This is a genomic window from Shewanella livingstonensis (assembly GCF_003855395.1).
GTDB classification, from domain to species: Bacteria; Pseudomonadota; Gammaproteobacteria; order Enterobacterales; family Shewanellaceae; genus Shewanella; species Shewanella livingstonensis.
Map to the genome: position 1 here is coordinate 4,137,338 of NZ_CP034015.1, position 18,699 is coordinate 4,156,036.

General features: G+C 37.8%; 16 protein-coding genes. 4 read left to right on the plus strand and 12 right to left on the minus strand.

Going from position 1 to position 18,699, the window contains the following annotated elements; translation table 11 throughout:
• Position 1: 1 nt before the first annotated feature.
• Positions 2-1,705 carry an ATP-dependent nuclease gene (locus tag EGC82_RS17995; RefSeq protein ID WP_124731971.1) on the minus strand — a complete coding sequence of 568 codons (1,704 nt, stop codon included), beginning with the start codon at positions 1,703-1,705 and terminating at the stop codon, positions 2-4.
• Between the two features lie 360 nt (positions 1,706-2,065).
• The gene (locus EGC82_RS18000; protein WP_244212485.1) at positions 2,066-3,340 is read right to left on the minus strand and encodes an alpha/beta hydrolase; all 1,275 of its coding nucleotides are present in this window, start codon (positions 3,338-3,340) and stop codon (positions 2,066-2,068) included.
• 231 nt (positions 3,341-3,571) lie between these two features.
• On the opposite strand from EGC82_RS18000, the gene EGC82_RS18005 reads away from it, so the two are divergent.
• On the plus strand, positions 3,572-3,739 hold the full coding sequence (locus tag EGC82_RS18005) for a hypothetical protein (protein WP_244212486.1): 168 nt from the start codon (positions 3,572-3,574) through the stop codon (positions 3,737-3,739).
• An 892-nt stretch (positions 3,740-4,631) separates the two neighbouring features.
• Here EGC82_RS18005 and EGC82_RS18010 read toward each other — a convergent pair.
• The 6 genes from EGC82_RS18010 to EGC82_RS21285 form a co-directional block, all read right to left on the minus strand.
• Positions 4,632-4,874, minus strand: a complete 243-nt coding sequence (locus EGC82_RS18010; protein ID WP_124731973.1) for a hypothetical protein — start codon at positions 4,872-4,874, stop codon at positions 4,632-4,634.
• Entirely contained in the window at positions 4,875-5,111 is a 237-nt protein-coding gene (locus EGC82_RS21890; protein ID WP_462939095.1) for a Tse2 family ADP-ribosyltransferase toxin, read from the minus strand. It lies immediately after the preceding gene.
• Positions 5,032-5,250, minus strand: coding sequence for a hypothetical protein (locus EGC82_RS21380; RefSeq protein ID WP_208646905.1), 219 nt, complete (start codon positions 5,248-5,250; stop codon positions 5,032-5,034). The genes EGC82_RS21890 and EGC82_RS21380 overlap by 80 nt, the downstream gene beginning before the upstream one ends.
• Positions 5,251-5,547: 297 nt before the next feature.
• Entirely contained in the window at positions 5,548-6,651 is a 1,104-nt protein-coding gene (locus EGC82_RS18020) for an ISAs1 family transposase (RefSeq protein WP_124731974.1), read from the minus strand.
• A 288-nt stretch (positions 6,652-6,939) separates the two neighbouring features.
• The gene (gene fic / locus EGC82_RS18025) at positions 6,940-8,052 is read right to left on the minus strand and encodes a protein adenylyltransferase Fic (RefSeq protein WP_124731975.1); all 1,113 of its coding nucleotides are present in this window, start codon (positions 8,050-8,052) and stop codon (positions 6,940-6,942) included.
• 295 nt (positions 8,053-8,347) lie between these two features.
• On the minus strand, positions 8,348-8,506 hold the full coding sequence (locus EGC82_RS21285) for a hypothetical protein (RefSeq protein ID WP_164839159.1): 159 nt from the start codon (positions 8,504-8,506) through the stop codon (positions 8,348-8,350).
• 393 nt (positions 8,507-8,899) lie between these two features.
• On the opposite strand from EGC82_RS21285, the gene EGC82_RS18030 reads away from it, so the two are divergent.
• From EGC82_RS18030 to EGC82_RS18040, 3 genes are read left to right on the plus strand one after another with little or no spacing between them, the layout of a single operon-like run.
• Entirely contained in the window at positions 8,900-9,484 is a 585-nt protein-coding gene (locus EGC82_RS18030) for a hypothetical protein (RefSeq protein ID WP_124731976.1), read from the plus strand.
• Entirely contained in the window at positions 9,477-11,678 is a 2,202-nt protein-coding gene (locus EGC82_RS18035) for a site-specific integrase (protein ID WP_124731977.1), read from the plus strand. Before EGC82_RS18030 ends, EGC82_RS18035 begins: the two co-directional genes overlap by 8 nt.
• Positions 11,671-14,700, plus strand: a complete 3,030-nt coding sequence (locus EGC82_RS18040; protein ID WP_124731978.1) for a site-specific integrase — start codon at positions 11,671-11,673, stop codon at positions 14,698-14,700. Before EGC82_RS18035 ends, EGC82_RS18040 begins: the two co-directional genes overlap by 8 nt.
• Before the next feature lie 157 nt (positions 14,701-14,857).
• Here EGC82_RS18040 and EGC82_RS18045 read toward each other — a convergent pair whose 3' ends face one another.
• The 4 genes from EGC82_RS18045 to caiD all read right to left on the minus strand — a co-directional run bounded on the left by EGC82_RS18045 (position 14,858) and on the right by caiD (position 18,600).
• Positions 14,858-15,742 carry a LysR substrate-binding domain-containing protein gene (locus EGC82_RS18045; RefSeq protein WP_124731979.1) on the minus strand — a complete coding sequence of 295 codons (885 nt, stop codon included), beginning with the start codon at positions 15,740-15,742 and terminating at the stop codon, positions 14,858-14,860.
• 145 nt (positions 15,743-15,887) lie between these two features.
• On the minus strand, positions 15,888-16,829 hold the full coding sequence (locus tag EGC82_RS18050) for an alpha/beta hydrolase (RefSeq protein WP_124731980.1): 942 nt from the start codon (positions 16,827-16,829) through the stop codon (positions 15,888-15,890).
• 134 nt (positions 16,830-16,963) lie between these two features.
• The gene (gene caiE / locus EGC82_RS18055) at positions 16,964-17,605 is read right to left on the minus strand and encodes a carnitine operon protein CaiE (RefSeq protein WP_124731981.1); all 642 of its coding nucleotides are present in this window, start codon (positions 17,603-17,605) and stop codon (positions 16,964-16,966) included.
• A gap of 209 nt (positions 17,606-17,814) precedes the next feature.
• Complete coding sequence (gene caiD, locus EGC82_RS18060) at positions 17,815-18,600, minus strand: crotonobetainyl-CoA hydratase (RefSeq protein WP_124731982.1); 786 nt, start codon at positions 18,598-18,600, stop codon at positions 17,815-17,817.
• Between the last annotated feature and the right edge of the window lie 99 nt (positions 18,601-18,699).

The following is an 18,699-nucleotide window of genomic DNA, read 5'->3' on the forward strand; positions in this document are numbered from 1 at the left end:
TTCATTTCACTCCTTCAGCGATTTTTTTTGCATGAATTAATGGTTGAATTAATAAACCTGTACTAATATTTTTCAACTGATTTTTGTGAAGAACCAAAAACTCTCGCATACGAATTGCTTTTTGTGCTTGCAGGTAACTTATTGCTTTTGATATATCAGTTTCATTTGCATATTCTAATAATTCTTTAGGTAATTCCAAAGCGATATCATGTTCAAGATCGACTTGTGAAAGGTATAATCCTAGAGGGTTTATTATATTAGAAACATTTGCCCAAACTCCATTTTGAACGAGGCTCTGCGGTGTCGTTTGAATTGTATGATGAGGATATGGGGGTAGTCCCTTAATATTTAAACATCGATTAATTCCGGCTAAGTTTTTAAAGTCTTTATATGGAACTTTAGATACATCATTATCTGTTCGCATTACCCAAGGTATTTCAAGAGCATCTAGTATTTTCCCGTAAACATCAAATTGAACCCCGTCAACACAGAGAATAGAGATATTAAAAAAATCTAAATCAATTCCTGATGAATATGCAAGCTCTTGATAAAATAGTTGCTCAGAAGGCCCTTCAACCAGAAAAACGCAATGTGAAAAAAACGCTTCGGCAGGTAGAATGCTCATTCTGTAGCCTAGATTATCCCAAGCATCACTAATACAATCAGAACATCCATTATTTGCGGCATAGCTATTACCAAATTTACTTGTAATACGTACAATTGAATTGGGTTTATATCTAGCAGCTATTTGAGGAGAATGACTAGTAATGATCGTTTGACCTGGCAACTCTTTTATCAAATAATCAGCCAACTTTCTCTGTTGATGTGGATGAAGATGCGCTTCCGGTTCCTCTACACAATAGAAAGTCACTTCGTGAACAGGATCAAATTCTCTTTCACTTTTTGCTTTCCATAATGCTAATAGAATTTGATTATCTCTCCCATCCCCACCGAGCATTAGCTTCGCTCCAGCGCTAGAAGCACCAAGTTCTAAATTATCAATAAATTGATGTACTTTGATTGCCCCTGAATCTAGATGTACTGAATAGTCATCATAACAATGTGAAAGTTTTTTCAATTCATCATTCACTAAAGATGTTGACTCTTTTACATAATTTAAACGTCTGACTCTTTCGTTGATAACATTAAGCCCCCTTGATATTTTACTAAGTTGTAAATCATCGCTTGAAGACTCTGTAGTGTCACGGCTTTCTTTAGATAAATTAAGTAATTGTTTCTTTTCAATATCTATGAACTTTCTCAAATCACGACGTGATTTTACATACCTTAAATTAATATATTTTAGGTAATATCGACTAGGTATTTCTTCAAGGTTTGCTTCGTCGCTACCGATATATATTTTATAATCAAAACTGTCGTCTGCTACGAATTTAAAAATGGAACAGCCAGCATCACTCACATGATCTTTTAATGAAGATAGAGCTGCATCTTCATTAATGTTTTTAAAAAAGATCGTAATTGAATATTGTTTGGATTGGCTTCCATCTTCAAATATATGAAAATCAGTGGATTGTGGTTCAATATCTCTTTCTGAAAGAGATTTGTCGAGTAATACTCTAATGGCATATATTAGGTTAGTTTTTCCGATATCATTTGAACCTATAACCAGAGTACTCTCGTTAAAACGAATAGTAGCTTGAGTAAAATTCCTGAACCCGATAACTTCAACTTTTTCAATTATCACTTAAATATCCTTATAGTTAACATTATCAGAAGGCACCGAGCTACAGATTGGTCCTTGTAACAGCTTACTGAACGGCTCGACTGATAAAGCCGCCCGTTTATTTATTGATGAGCATAACCTTACATTTTCTATGTCTTTGAAGTAAAGCAATTTAATGATTCTTACACTCAAATAAAAAACGTAAATTGCGCGTTAACAGTGCCCACATCAAATGTAAAAAATAAACCAAATAATATCAATACATTAGAGCAGCCCTATTTTTCTCAACATAGTCCTTTAGACTGCAAAAAGCCACAGTGAAACGCCCATAAAAATGGCTACATCAAGTAACCATTTTTGTTTGGTGTCCCGCTTTAAATTCTATTTAGCCCTTATTTTTAGCAACTTAGCCTCAATAATATTTATTTGCCATTGATTACTATTGTATAGCTGGGCCAATTTCAACGCTTTTTCATAATAGTTAATGGCCAAAATGGTATTGTCCAACTGCTCGTAGGTTGAAGCAATACTTTTTAAATATTCTACCGAGTGATTAAAACGCTCTTCAGATAGTTGTAATATTTTTAAAGCGGACTCAGGTGAATCATAATGTCCAACATAACTCGACTGCATAATAATAAAGCCTTGCTCTGATGCGGGCAGTTCTTTTTTTATCTTAGCCATAAACGCAGGGATTTCGCTGGCTTTTTCTTGGCGATAAAAATATCGGATGGCAGATTTAATGCTTGGCGTTGGTATGGATTGATTAAGGTTTAGCGATAAAGACAGTGCTTTGTAATGCTGTAGTAGTTGCTCTGGTGACATTGACTGCGATAATTCTTTATCCGTAATATACCATCCCTTAAATATGGCTTTTAAGGTGTCGCGCAAGGCAATTAGCCCGACAGAATTATGATTTTCATTGGGATATTGTGAAAACTGCCAGTGGGTATTTTTAGGTTCGGCTTCATCCAGTAATTGTAAAACCCCATAGACTCCCTGCCTATTTTCATCGCCTAATGATAAATACAATGAAGTTGGTTTATGGTCATCTTTTTCAATAAAGATTTTTGCCTTTGCCATAATGGCATAATCATTTAACCAAACCGATGGACTCATAGAGACAAAATGCTCAAAGGCATTGGGTGCCTCAAATAGTGCATTAAGCACAAATAACCCGCCCATAGAATGCCCCACCAAAATGGCGTTATCCGCCACTCTGTAATTGCTATTTATGTAAGGTTTAACCTCTTTTGTTAAAAAACTTAAAAATAGCTCGGCTTTGCCAGCATCTTCTTTTTTAATGGGTGCGGTTAACCCCTTGGGTGTCATGTTCTGACGATATATCTCAGTGCCTTTATCGGCGATAGCCACAACAATCACATCTGGAATTAATTGCGCTTTATTTGCTAAAAAATCCAACATGCCGGACATACCATGAAACGTATAATCACCGTCTATAAGGTAAATGACGGGGTAAGTTGCAGCTGAATGACTAGAGTAACTTTCGGGCAGCAGAATTTGAATTTCTCGCTCTTCCTTCAGAACGCTTGATTGTATTTTTACCCGCTCTCCGGTGTTTAGTTCGGCCGAAAAGGAAAGTTTTGGTGTAATTAAAAATAGTAAAGCGAAGACGAGAGTGAGTGTTTTTATCATTATAGCCATCCGTAGGTATAATATTTGTTAAAGGGCTAACACCTCACTAAGCGGCTAAAAATGACTGGCTATAATAGCGAGGTACGAAAACAGTCAACTGTTTTAAGTCCTTGTTAATTTGCTTGTTGAACGAAGCCGCTCTGCGGAAGAAAAGATAAAAACACATCTTTAGCCCCATCATAAATACTTACTAGACCCTGCCTACCTTGGCAGCTATCTAGGAGTATCACTATGAACACATCAGAACAACAACGCTTTGATTGTCTTTATCAACAACATCTTACCTATTTAACGCTGCAAGGCAAGCGGCCTGCTGCCATCGATGCTTATAGCCGTGCAGTCGGCGTATTAGTGCTTATTTTGACTGTTGCCCTGATAACCTTTCAACCAATGATTTGAAGCGGTACTTTGCTGATTTAATTGCCTCTCATTCCTGAAGTACCGTAAAACTCGACCGTAATGGATTACAGTTTTTCTACCGGTATGTCCTTAACCAACACTGGGAGTGGCTGAGTATTGTTAAGCCACCGCAGGTCAAGCGCTTACCCGATATATTGACTACAGAAAATTAGCACGATAACTATCACATCAAACAGCTCGTTTTCTTGAGCTGTTATTTACATAATAAAGAGTCACTCTCAGGAGTTCGGGCTTGTTCAACACTTGGGATAAGGACGCGGCTTCGCGCGGCCTATCCTTATTTGTATGTGTACATTACTCTATGTTGTAAGCTTACTTTTAGACACTCTATTTCTTAAGTTATGAAATAGAGAAGCAAAAATGAAACTTGTAGTTAATAAAGTTAAGCACAAAAGCTTTATACCAATAGATTGCTCATCGATAAATGCATTCAATATTGCAGAAGATAAAATAAAGCCCAATAAATAGTAATTTTGTAGACTATTCACAGTAATTCCCTGTACACATAACGTTGTAGTATTTATGCGCTATTTTCAGCGCATAAATCGCTTGTTGGACTTGGCCTATGCCTAGTCAAAATTAATTGCCATGCTTCATGCTATAGGAATTTGCTTTTTTTGATGCTGGCTATGGAATACAAAGCAGTTTTGGACTGTTGATATTGAGTAGTGGGTAAGTTTTTCATTGAAATTCCTTTTCATTTTATTTTTCTATCTTACATCTTTAAGCCTAACGGTTTCAATGAGGATTATACACTCAATTGCAGCCTCATTTGGCTCCGCGCAGCAGCTTAGTTCAACACCTTGCTAGGACTAAGTACAATTTGCGAAGCGAGAGCAAACTATACGTATCCGTCTAAGCAACTTGATAGCTAAATTTCGTCTCTGCTAAAATCTAGTATTTGTTGTCCAAACACTTCTACTGCATTAGATGACATTTGATCATACAGACCTGACAGCTCAATAAAGTCATTTCCTGCATCTGCAACCTCGTCCTCATCTTCTGATGAAGCGTTTATAGCTTTTAAATGTGCCATTTCTTTAGATAGTGATTCTAGGATATATCTAGTCTCCCAATCATTAAGATTTACATTAAGCTCACGAGTAACAATCATTTACACTACTTCTTTTTTAAATACCTTTTGACATTTTAGAGCTAATTTAGATAACAAACCAATAAATTCATCTAATGCCATATTAGATGTGGGGCATACAGTATAGTGCCCAAGTCGATCGTTTATTAGTGTTAAACCTACTGGCATTTGTATACCTTTACCAATTTTCCAAACCCATCCTGACATATAGGGTATTATCGAGGCGGCTCTTGGTTGATAATGAAATACCTTTCCCATTAGCAATAACAACACATATACAATTTATTTCTGTTGTATTTACATCTTTAGGTCTTCTCACATTTGTTAATCGAGGTCCTGATGAGTTACCCAACCTAAATAGATCCTCTGGTGCAAAATATAAATCTTCTTGTTTCATAAAATATCCTTATTAAGTACGAGTTGTAGATTTATTGCTATAACAGCTTATTGAACAGCTCGATCGTTTAAGTTATTGATTAATATCATCCGATGTTTTCTATGTCTTTGAAGTAAAGCAATTTAATGACTCTTACACTCAAATAAAAAACATAAATTGCGCGTTAACAGTGCCCGCATCAAATGCAAAGAAATAAACCAAACAATATCAACAAACTAGAGCAGCCCTATTGTTCTCAACATAGTCCTTTAGACTGCAAAAAACCACAGTGAAACGCCCATAAAAATCAGGGGCTGATTACACTTTTTGACCCGCGCCAAAAATAATCTCTTCCCTGAAATCATCACTCCAACAAGCCCTATTGAATTTCTGATTCTGGTTTGTTTTAGCGGGATGTAGCTTCACTAGATTTAATGCCCGACACCTTAAAATAGCCAGAATACTGGCACCATCCTCATCATACATCTTCTGCTTATCTTCTTGAAATAGTGTATCTAAAAGCCAATGTTGATTATTTTCCGTTTGCCAGTAAGCCCTAATCGCTTTACCAAAGGCTTCTGATGTCAGTACTGCACTGCTGACATAAAAGTGTGTATCTATACTGGTTTTGTTACCCACTTTTCGATGACGTTCTACTGCGATTAATGTTTTTAATTGAGACCATTTCATCTTTATCTCGGCGGGTAAATGCAACGGACACTGAAACGTTATCCGTTTTTCAACTCGACCATGGCCTTTATCGTCTTGCGTAAAGCATTCAGCATCAGGGGTATTTGTAATGTAATCAGTAAATTGTGCCTGTACTGCCTCGTACAGCTTGGGTTGATTACCTTTGACTTGTAAAATACAATGCCCACCTTTTTTGACAATATAATCCAGTGTTTGTGTCTGGCAATGCAGCGCATCTAATGTCAGTAACTCAGACTTCAAATCAAGACACATCAACAATTCTTGAACGAGTTTGAGCTCACTCTTTTTGCTCGCACCTGATTTAGCGCTGAAAACTAAACCAGAGCCGGTATCATATGCGATTACCATATGTAACGCTGCGCTTGAGGCTGATGCTTTGGCACCTTTAAGCACTTTCCCATCAATCGCAATAGATGAAAGTCCTGTGCTAAGCCGATGCTCGTTGACCCAACTCAACAAGGCATCTAGCAAGGATTGCTTTGACACTCCTCTGAAGATGCGACCAATGCTCTGCTGGCTGGGAATACCATTAGCGAAGGGACGATATTTACGCAGCCACATGAGTTTTAATGTCCCGAACTCGTGGCAATCGGCCCAACTTTGCGCACCTGATATCACTGCGCTTAGGACGAGGAAGCAGATATCAATGACATCATGTTCTTGATTTATATGGGAACGGCAATCAGTAATCTTATCGAGATGTTTAAGCATATTAAGTATAAAGACAAAGAAAAAGAGCGCTATTTGATCACACTGGTGAGATCAATCAAGCTATTTTTTTATCTCTATGTTTTTAAAAGGATGTATGAAAATCGATCGAGTATGATCAGCTCCTAGTCGCGCAGTACGTCACAGAGGTTTCACCGTTTTTGGACGATATCGTTGCTGCTTACAGTAGTGCTCATTTAATTTACTCTTTGCATTAGGCCGATTACGGCGCTGACTGAATAGGGTTTTAGCGTCACTTTTTTATTAGTGTGATCGCTTACTATTGACCGCTTAATAGCGACTGAACTGGTTGCTGTCTTTGGTCATGAGTGTGACAAATTTAGGGTGCACAAATAGCTTTTCTTTGCCTGCTTGTACTTCTTGTAATACGCCAATGTCACACAACTGCTTTAAATAGACTGAGGCGGTTTGGCGCTTAGCTAGGCCACTATCGACTAAGTTTTGAATACGGCAATAAGGTTGCTCAAAAATGACTTGTACTAATTCATGACTATAGATTTTGGGCAATTTCTGACGAACATGTTCGGTCGTGTGCTCAATGAGCTCACGGGCGGCGGCTATTTTATGGGTCGTCCACTTAGCCGTTTGTTCTACGGCATTAAGCATAAAGATTATCCACGGTTGCCACTCCTGCTTAGTGGTCACGTTAAGTAATAAACGATAATAGTCTTGCTTGTTGGCGACGATATAACGGCTTAAATACAAGATAGGTGCACTAAGCAGTTGTTGGTCAATTAGGTAAAGAATATTAAGCACACGGCCAGTACGCCCATTACCATCGGTAAAAGGGTGAATGGCTTCAAACTGATAATGTGCCATGGCCATTTTAATCAGTGGATCGACATCATCTTGATTATGTAAAAAAGCTTGCCAGTTACTGAGCAAATCACGAATCACGCTCTCGCCTGATGGCGGGGTGTAGATAACCTCACCCGTGGCTTGATTCGTTAAACTGGTACCAGCTACTTTACGTAAATCCATTTGCACCGACTTGATGGTACTGCAAATTTCTAGTGCAGTTGTAACACATAGCGACCGACTTGTTAGCTCAGTAAAACCTTGATAAAGCGCAGTACGATAACGCAGCGCTTCTTTGGTCATGGGGTCGGCTTGGCTGTCTTCTTGAGCATACTGAAATAGCTTGTCGGTGGTGGTGACAATGTTTTCTATCTCACTACTGCCTTGTGCTTCGAGCAGCGGCAGTAAGTTGATCAGTAACCCTTGGTTAGGCAATAGCTCTCCCGCTTGCTTTAATTCAGCAAGGGCTGCGCGAGCTGGAATACAGGCTTTGAGTATGGGTAAGGTTTCGGCCAACTCTGCGAGTGCGCTGTCTAGCGGTAAAGGGGCCAAATGGTTGTATGCTTGCTCAGCTTGCCATTCCATGTTTAAAAAACCTTCTTTTTTCGACATATAAAGAGATTGCAGTGAGCTTATGTCGATTCAATCGACATGTAAAGAAAACATGTTTATAAAAACTGATTTAATCGACATGTTATGGTTGTTTATTGCGCTCATGTCGATTGAATCAACATTAACCACCCTCTTCGCGACTGTTTTGCGCTTTGCTATAGATACAGGCAGTGAGATATCTGCTTTGAAATACAGGCGTTAACATATAGAAATTGCCGAAATCTATACATGTTCAGTTAATATGTATAGAAAATGGGGTTATCTATACCTATGCAGTCACACCGGCTTCGACCTCTTCACGAACGCATATCAACATATCTAGTGTTACCCTGGCGTTAGGTACTATTATTATTGCAGCTTGGTTATCAACAATTAACTGAGCACTCTTGTCATCAGTAACAATATTTTGCAGACGAGAAAGTCCCATAAAAAGCTCGTGGTCACGGTTTGGTCACCAATTGCAAAATTGAAATTTTCTGGGGTATGGAATTCGTGCTATAGAGGAGAATAAAAAATTCATAAAAGCCAGAAAAGACAAAGGCCTAGCATTTCTGCTAGGCCTTCTAAATTTGGCAGGGGTGGCAAGACTCGAACTCGCAACCATCGGTTTTGGAGACCGACTAAAGCCCAAACAGGCTAGAATGATATCAACCAACAATTAACGTAAAAAGCGGAGTATTCAATATTTTAACTGCAAATTATTACTAAATCGAAAACTATCATTTAACGCCTATTATCACAGTTTATTGATTCGCACGTTGACTTTTGGTCACAAAAAAATGTATATAGGTTCTACAAGGATTTAAGGGAGGAGACCAGGATGGTTTCACTACTGCGCAAAAAATACGCTCGAAGAATACACAAAATCTCGATTCACACGTTTGCCGAAACTGCTTACCAATTTTCACACCAAAAACGGTCTCTATTCGGACCGGGGTTAACGTTATTAGAGCAAACAGGATTTAGCCCTCAACAAGTACTACACGCTATACATAAGTCAGATACGCTCCAACTCATCAGCGGTTTTGAACACGCATTTTTCGATATCAACAACATTCAGTTAGACGATTCAATCGTCATCGTTCACCCCTTAGCTTCCTCTCAGGCTTATATAGAGTCCCATGCTTGGAAAGCTGTAATCTCAAAATCATTATTCGGCTCGATCACAGAAGATAGCCTGGGAGCCACATTCGATAGCATTAATGAGCTAATGCCAGAACATATTATGCAAAAGCTATTTAACGCCAAAAGGTTATCAGAGGAAAAATTCGCAAGTATAGCCACAAAATCTCGAGATTGTATTGCTAAACAAAGAGCCAAAAAAAAGCGGCTTGAGCAATCAACTATCGAAAAAATGGATGCCGAATCTGTATTTGCAATGGTTTTGGAAAAGCTACATGAATGAGAACCAAGCTAGCAGTCGATTTGCAAAAGAGGTGATATTAAATGCACTCAACAATGCATTTCCTAAAGCGTTATCAACTTATCATCATCTTATTGCTAGCGAGGTGCTACGACTTACCAGCTTACTTAAAAGCCAATATAAACGTGAATTTAAAGAGCTCACAACAATCAAAGAACATGCCGAATCTTTTGCTGATCAAAGCATCATGGTCAATGCGGATCACACAAATTTAAAAGAATTATACAGCCATCTAAAAAGCAACAAGCAGCTCGAAAAATATTACTTTGTTGCGTTTATATCCTGCGTTATGTCATCTCCCTCCCAAGATAAAAATCAATATGACCAATATAAAGCAATAATCCTACTCGTATGTGCCAGATTATATATGATCGGCTCACACGAATCGGCAATCAAAGGTGCATGCAATGAACTCAGACAGTGGGCGCTAGGTAAGCGTGATTCATTGTCCAATAACCTTCCAGACGTTATAAACAATGAAATAGAACGGCTATTACTCGAGCTTGATGATGCTCGTAAAAAAAACCTTGAGGTCAGCGCTACTGAGCAAGTGGGACAGCAATTATCAAGAATGTATATTCCGATCCGTGATAGTCACAACAACAAAGAAGGTATAACTCGGAACGTAAAGCCTCAATTTGGTCGTCGAAAAACAGTCATTGTTGGCAAAAAAATTGAAGACGATACAAATGAGTCAACTATCATTGAGCTAAGTGAAGTCGCAAGAACAAAAGAACAATGGCAACGTGAAGAGTCGGGAACTCAAAAAACTAAGAATGCTTACCTAGTTTCAATGAAAAAGCCTTTAATGAATGGATACGCCATTCAAAAGCTACAAGCAAGAGCGAAGGTCAATCAAGTATTAAAGAACCAAATGGCATTACCATGCGACATCAATAATGCAAGTAATTTTGAAATAGAGACACTATTGAAATTTTGCTTAAATAACGAACACAATGATTTAACACGCTCATTCATCTTAGCTTCATTAATGCTCGGTAATCCCTTTGAGCAACTTTCGCTGTGGAACTTCAACACCGAAGAAAATACCTTAATCAGACAGCACCTATTGCCAACTCAAAAGTACAGACAAACGATAAAACCTTTAGTACAGCAAATACAAAAGAGCTATAGCATCACACTACCTACAATCATTAACTGTGCAGCACTGACAAAATATAGCCAACAGATTGAAAATGATATTACCGATGTGCTATCAGCACTAAACAAAAAACATGGGACCCATTTAACTAAACGAAAAATAGCTAAATTTCTTGGACAAAAACTTAAACAAGAAGCTATAGACCCGACCATTATCGCTCTCATAATGGGAGAGCCAGTCAATATTCATCCAGAGCTCTCGTACACTCAATTGACAGACAACCAACTAAGCCAATCCCATCAAAGGTATATTAACTATCTTGAGAAACTAGCAGAGCAAAAATTTCGGTATATTCATGCCCACCAGCCATTGGATGAACTACTCGGCAGTCCTTTATTTATTAAAGATAACGTCATTTCAATCACTGTCAAAAGTATACAAGCAAAAATTGCAGCAGAACGCGGCATCGAAAGCGATAAATATCATAACTTCATTACCTATTATGTACAGATAGCATTGGCAATATCGTCAGGATACCGACCTGTCTCTGGATGGCTGGGAAAAATAACAGACCTAAACCTTTTCAACAAAACATTTTGGATTTCAGATAAAGAAATACAACAAACAACCAATGGTAGGGTGGTTGTTCTCCCCGATTTAACCCTGTCTATTATTGAAAAATATATCGCTTACTTACACTTTTTTAAAGTTAAAACGAGGCGAATAGACATTAAATTAAGTCAACGCTATGAAGATGCGCTCAATGGGAAAGAACATTTATTTTTTTATCGTCAAGGATTAAGCACCGAAGAAGTTAGCCCTAAAAGTATGTCATCACATTTCGATAGCATAATCCCACTACCACTTAACTGGTATCGACATTATGCTCGGTCACTATTGGTATCAAAGAGTATCGATCCTGACCTAATTGCGGCTTGGATGGGGCATGCAGAAGTGAATTCTCCGGCATTTACGCGATTTTGTTCGTATTCTATTACTGATTTAAAAAGAATCGCTAACTGTCTCAACCAAAAGCTCATTGACACTAATTTCAAGGCGTTCGACTATGTCTAATAACATTGGAGTTGAGCGTAGATCTAAAGAAAGAGCTCGCCATCAAAAGCATATCATTGCTAAAGCAGAACAGATTACCGCTAAACATTTTCCGAACGGAAAACAATTACCACTATCAACCGAATTTAATGACAAGTGGCAGAGCCTTTTAGAGGATATTCAAAAATCTTTCAGTTCTTTTATTGATTTGAGAACCGGCTTTAATCAGTGCGTAAAAATTATTAATGTCTACATCTATGAAGCAAAATTAACACTTGAACCGCTCTCATATTTAGTATTTCAAAAGGCAGAGAAATCGATAAGAAACCAAGATTGGATGCGGCAAAGCTATGCTTTTCAATCACTATATACAAGCTGGTTCGAACAAGTTAAAAACGCTAAAACGAAGCAAGGCGTAGCCGATATATTTCGTTCGGTATTACTCTCATTTATTTGTCACTCAGGATGTTGCAACTATGATCTTGTCAAATCCTTCGCTAAAAAACTAGCAGGAAAATTAGATCTAAAACAAATAAATAATGCTTCATTTATATCACTGACAATAGATTCCGCTGGCTATAATACCAATATAAAAAACACAGAAAAGACAGAGACCATTTACCATTGTTACTTATCGCCGTTAACGTTGGCCTTTATCAAGCAACTCAACTCAGCACAAAATGAGGAGAGGTATCTTTCATGGATAAAGCCTAATGATAGTAAAACCCTACATGCACTGTTAACGAAAGGGTATCAAGTGGAGCTGCCCAATTTGGCTCAAAGCCTAAAAAAGCTTTGTATTTCGGCCATTGGGGTTGTCGAGAGTTTACCTAACATAAATATCAACCAAGCTATACTAGAGTATGCAACAGGCAGGAATAAGTCCTACTCCCTACCGCTGGATAATTTAGCCAGGTTACAAACCAAGCCAACATCAATTATCTCAACGCCCATCAGCTTTAAAAGAATCGACATCCCCTTTAAAAAAGATACCATTGAACATAGAAGTATTTTGCCTTCAAAAGAGTTTTTTAAATGCTTAACTCATGCTCTACGTGAAAATGGCATAAAAAAACTATCACGCAAAGCACTTTCAACATCACTCGAATCATTAGCAGCACAGCATCAGTTATCGCTTGCACAACGTACACTATTAAGCTGGCTATTACTCAAGTCACAAACTTGCAAGCCATCAACGATTAGAAGTTACCACTCAACGCTCTCAAGAAAGTGGTTACTTTTTTCTGAGTACTATCAGTTAAGCATCATCGATGAACAGAGCATGTTAGCGCTCTATCATCAACTTATTGATAACACTCCCACACAAAAGCAAAAGTGTAATTTAGCGGCAAGATTAAATGATTTCCATGCCCATGCCGCCAGAGAGTTCGACTTCCCATTACTAAGTGAAGCTATTTACAGTGGTGACAAAAATAGAGCCCATACAAATGCAGGCTTCATTGACGAAACATTGTTCAAAGCCTTATTAGGAACGGTATTGATCATCGATGACTTAGATCACGAGGAGAAAGCAACGTTACAAGCGGCACTGATTATAAGTTTTCGTTGTGGGTTGAGGATTAGTGAAGTCATCAAGTTGAGATTATCTGATATCGAAAATTCGTCCACGGCATGGCTTGAAATTCGAGAAAATCAATATGGAAATAATAAGAGTCATGCTTCGCTACGGAGAGTACCTTTATACCCTCTTCTTTTGGAAGACGAAAAAAAAATTGTAAAACAAGTCCTTAATATCTCAAAATTATCAGATGTGAATAACACCAAATCTAAACTCGCATTGGGGTTTGGCATCAATAAGAGTGAACCTATCGATAAGTATTTTTTGTCATATTTTACCAAAACAATGCTAAGAGAGTTATCAGGTCTTGAACATTATGTTTTTCATCATTTAAGGCACAGTGCAATTTCGCGATTGCAACTCATGTGTGAACTAGAAGACGCTCACGCAGTTATTCCAGAGGCAGTTCCGTACAGTAAAAGCCTCTGTGAAAAAATCATTCACTTAATATCAGGAAACTCGACAAGAAATCGATATTATTCGATTGCATCGTTTGACGGCCACTCAGATCCTGAGGTCTGCTTTTCTAATTACTTCCATTTTTCAGACTTCATATTGGGCCATAAGCTGTCTAAGATGCATTTGGATATGACACAGAAACAGATGTTCAACATTGGTTTAGCGCCGAGAAGATACATTAAAGCATTAAGCGATAATAAACCCGACGAGTGCCCTTTAGTTGCACAACAATTTTCACGCTACTTGGCTAAAAAAATACACATAAGCAATATCTGTACAGTTAATGATGGCAGTGTTATTAGCAGTAATGACACATCAAGCACGCAGAAACTCGTTATCCCTCAGGCGCCTTCTTTAAACACGTGCTACGTTATTTTACAGCAGATAAACTCAGGATTAGATCCAAGAGAAGTTAGTCATAAATTTCATATCGACCATGAAATCATCCAAAAATGGTATCGAAATGCAGTGGATCTCAGAAAAATAACAACCCGATCGGGTAAACCAAGGTTGAGAGCATATGGGAACGGTTTTCTACCACAAAAGCCATCGTCTTTGCTAGAACGTAGATGGTTAACAACACTGATTGATAAGATTAGGCTTCACTTTAAATATGATAATAGAAACCTCATAAAAGTAATCAAATTTGCCCTTCAAAATACGTCTCAAAGTAAATCTGGAGTCTATTTTTCATCCCCAGAGGAGTTGACATTTTTTATCGATACATTTGCTTTTGCTATCCCCAAAAATAAATGGCGAGTCGTCACATTTTCAATGGAGCACGCCTCACATAAAACACAATGGCAAAATGCTTATAAGGGGATCCAAAGTATTGTCCACAAAAAATCGTCCTCTATTGGTAAAGAAGGTCGTGGCGCAGTTAGATTAGAGCTTAGACACTCCAATGAAAAGGAGATGATGGAACGTCGAAACCAACGAAAACACTCATCGAATTCGCTTGTTTACTTACTGCATATGGCAGGAATAATGATGTTCAACCCTTGATTTTTTTCAGCAATTTAGTATACAGCATCATAGCAACAATATAATTTATGTCACAGATAATATAAATAGTAAATAATCATTTGGTTACTCAGCATCAGCACTAACCATTAATAACAATCGATAATGTATTATTGATTTCTAAAATCAGTCTAAAAAATTAACTAATCGAATACTCTTTTATAATCCACTCAACAATTTTAAGTATCTTAGCATCTCTTTTTCTTGATGTTTTGTATGCAATATAATAAGTTAAACCTGAATAACAACAAGGTAAATCTATTTTAACCAGATTACCTTTATCAACTTCAACACGTAAAGTTTGCTCTAATCCTAAAACAATACCTTGCCCATAAATTGCCGCTTGAACTGCTAACATATTATGATTAAAAATAATTTTATTTTGCACAGGATTAGCACTAATATTATTATATCTATACCAGCCTTCCCAGTCTACACCATAGTCTTTATGCTTTGAATATAATAAACACTGTTCATTGAGATTGCTAAATGATATATTTGGATGTTTTTCAATATATTCATGACTACAAAAAGCTATTAACTTTTCTTCTACTAGAGGGATTATTGTATAGCCGTCCTGACACTCTCTCGTAACAATGAATATATCAGAAATCATATCACTCATAATAATATCATCTTGAAACATACCCACATTAATATTTAAATTAGGGTATTCAAGTTTAAGCTTAGCCATTTTTGGGACTAGCCATCTGGCAGCAAAAGAAGTATAAGAGTGAACTCTGACCTCACTAGACATATCTGGAACTAAACTAGCACAAACACTATTCAAATCATAAAATACTGGTGCTAGTCGTTGCCTAAGTTCAAAACCAGAATCGGTCAGTGTTATCTTTCCTGCACTACGAATAAATAGTTTTTCCAAAAAGTAATCTTCAAGCAATTTTATTTGCTGAGAAACAGCACTTTGAGTTATACAGAGTTCTTGTGCAGCAAGAGAGCAGCTTTCTAACCGAGCACATGACTCAAAAATCTGCAGTGATCTTAATGGAATATTTTTATTCATTTGTAATCATTTTCATTCTGTGTTATTTGAAATTAAAATAACATATTCATTTATATTAAAAGTTACAATGGTCACATTAATTAACAATTAACATCATTAATATTTCATTAGACATATTGAAAAACCACTTATCAAAGATTATTAGCTATATAGCTAATAAGTCCTCATTTAAAGTGTTAAGGAAATCATTTGCTTGCTCAAATACGCCTAACATTTTGATAAAACCATGGATCATGCCGTCATAACATTTATACTTCACATTTACGCCACACTCTTGCAACTTACACGCATATAAGTAACCGTCATCGCAAAGCGGATCCAATTCTGCAGTATAGATAAGTGTTGGCGGCAGGCCATGATGTGATTCTGCGTTCAACGGTGTACAGTATGGATTTTTCGTATCCGTTTCACTACGCAAATAATGTCTCCAATAATACTCCATACTTGCTTGCTGTAAAAGATACCCTGTTGCATTAGCAATAGCTGAAGGTGTTTCCATGCCGTATTGCACAGCCGGATATACTAATACTTGATAAGCTAGTTTTGGTCCATTTTCATCCCGCAATCTCAGTGTTACCGCGGCAGCTAGATTACCACCGGCACTATCGCCTAAAATGCCGATACGATTGAGATCAAGCCCTAACAAAACCGCATGTTCAAATATCCATAATGTCGATGCATAACAATCATCCATTGGAACTGGAAACTTATGTTCGGGGGCTTTTTGGTAATTAATCGCTATCACAACAGATTTGGTTCGATTAGCTAACGCGCGAGAGAAATGGTCATTGGTTTCAATATTGGAAACCACCCAACCACTCCCATGAATAAAAATTATTGCAGGTTGGGGCTGTTCAATATTGGAATTTACAGGTCGATATATTCTAATCGGTAAATCCGCAGTTGGCCCAGGAATAAAGCTATGCTCAATAGACTGTACAACCTCAATTTTACGGTGTTTTTTTGCCTTTATCAGTTCATCCATATCTAAACGGCGTGATTCTGCAGGAGTCATATCCTCATAGGCTTTTACCCCAGACTCACGGACTTGTTGTAAAAAAAGCGCCACAGCAGGATCTACAGGCATTATTATTCCCTTCTATAAAACAGTAGTTAACTACAATTCAGACGTTATGATGTGGAAAAAAACCATTGTGTTTGCATATAAGCATAAATATAGTGATGAATAATATTTAGCTTATTATTCTTTTTACAACAAACTTAAAACTGGCACGCTAACGACATGGTTAATTGGTATGCTTTAGAGGTTTTCTGAGCAGTTGATTGAACATCTGTACTTCCTTTTAATCTAGCCCGATCAACCTCAACCCGAGCAAGAGCATCCACACACCTCATTGAATTTGAAGAGATTTTTGTTAGGTTTTGATATTCCAATGTATTAAGTGCTTTCCAATGAAGCTCTTCTTCTGTCACTTCACGAACCATCTTAGCTGGTTGACCCATAAGCATTTGTTTGGATAATCCTTGAAAACCTGCTTTAACAAAGCTCATCGCAGCAACGATGCTATCTTCGCCAATAACAGCCCCATCCATAACGACAGAGTTCATCCCTACTAGTGCATTTCGCTTAATCACGCATCCATGTAAAATTGCACCGTGTCCAATATGTCCATCACACTCGACAATCGTATCCATATCCCAATAGCCATGCATGATACAACCATCTTGGAGATTAGAGCCTTGTTGCAAAATTAAACGGCCACAATCTCCTCGCAATGATGCATTAGGGCCAATATAAACACCTGCCTCAACAATGACATCGCCGATCAATACTGCCGTGGGATGCACATAAGCGCTTGGGTCTACAACAGGAATAAGTCCTTCAAATTCATAATAAGGCATGTATGACACCTCTATAATATTGTGGAATAATTAAACTGATTAGTTAACACTTGTTTCCTGTGTAAACAGATAAAACAATGATAATTAATATTTTCCATGAAGAGTTATAGGATCTAGTCTCTATAGTGATAACTAGATCCTAAGGACTGTTGATTTTTGGGGTTAAATTCATTTTTAAAGTTTAACAGCCCCTATTACTCAGATGAGTATTATCTTCCTTTCCAGATTGGATCTCGTTTTTCAGAGAAGGCGAGTGGACCTTCTGTCGCATCTTCAGAATGTAGTACTGAAGGATAATTTTTTAATGTCCCAGTACGGATGTGGCGATAACCTTCTTCAACTGATAGTTCTGCTGTTTCGCGATATATTTCTTTGATAGCTGCAATCGCTAAAGGCGCGCCTTGCGCTATTTGCAGCGCTAATTCACGTGCAGTTGCCATGAGTTGGTCACTTGTAACAACACGGTTAACAACCCCCCAACGAAGTGCTTCTTCGGCACCCATTCCGCGTCCTGTCATCATCAACTCATTGACAATAGCAGGTGGAAGTACTTTTGGAAGACGTAGCATTCCACCACTGTCAGGTACAATGCCTAACTTGGCTTCAGGTAGTGCAAAACTAGCATTTTCTGAACAAACAATAATATCTGCAGCTAATGCTAACTCAAAACCGCCACCAAATGCATAGCCATTTACTGCCGCAATAACAGGCTTATCCAAGTTAAATATTTCGGTTAAACCAGCAAATCCGCCAGGGCCAAAATCAGCATCTGGAGCTTCACCATCTGCAGCAGCTTTCAGATCCCAACCGGCTGAAAAAAAACGCGCTCCAGCACCAGTAATAATGGCAACGCGAAGCTCTGGATCATCGCGAAAAGCTAAGAACGCCTCTCCCATTTCGAAACTTGTTTTGGCATCAATGGCATTGGCTTTAGGTCTATCCAAAATGATTTCTAAAATACTACCATTTTTAGTAATGTGTAATGATTCGCTCATGTTTAATACTCCATTCAGCGTCATCGTTGATGACTCTTATAAAAAGATTAATTCAGTTAAAGACGGGGTGATTAATTTGAGTTTACTAAATTAATCACC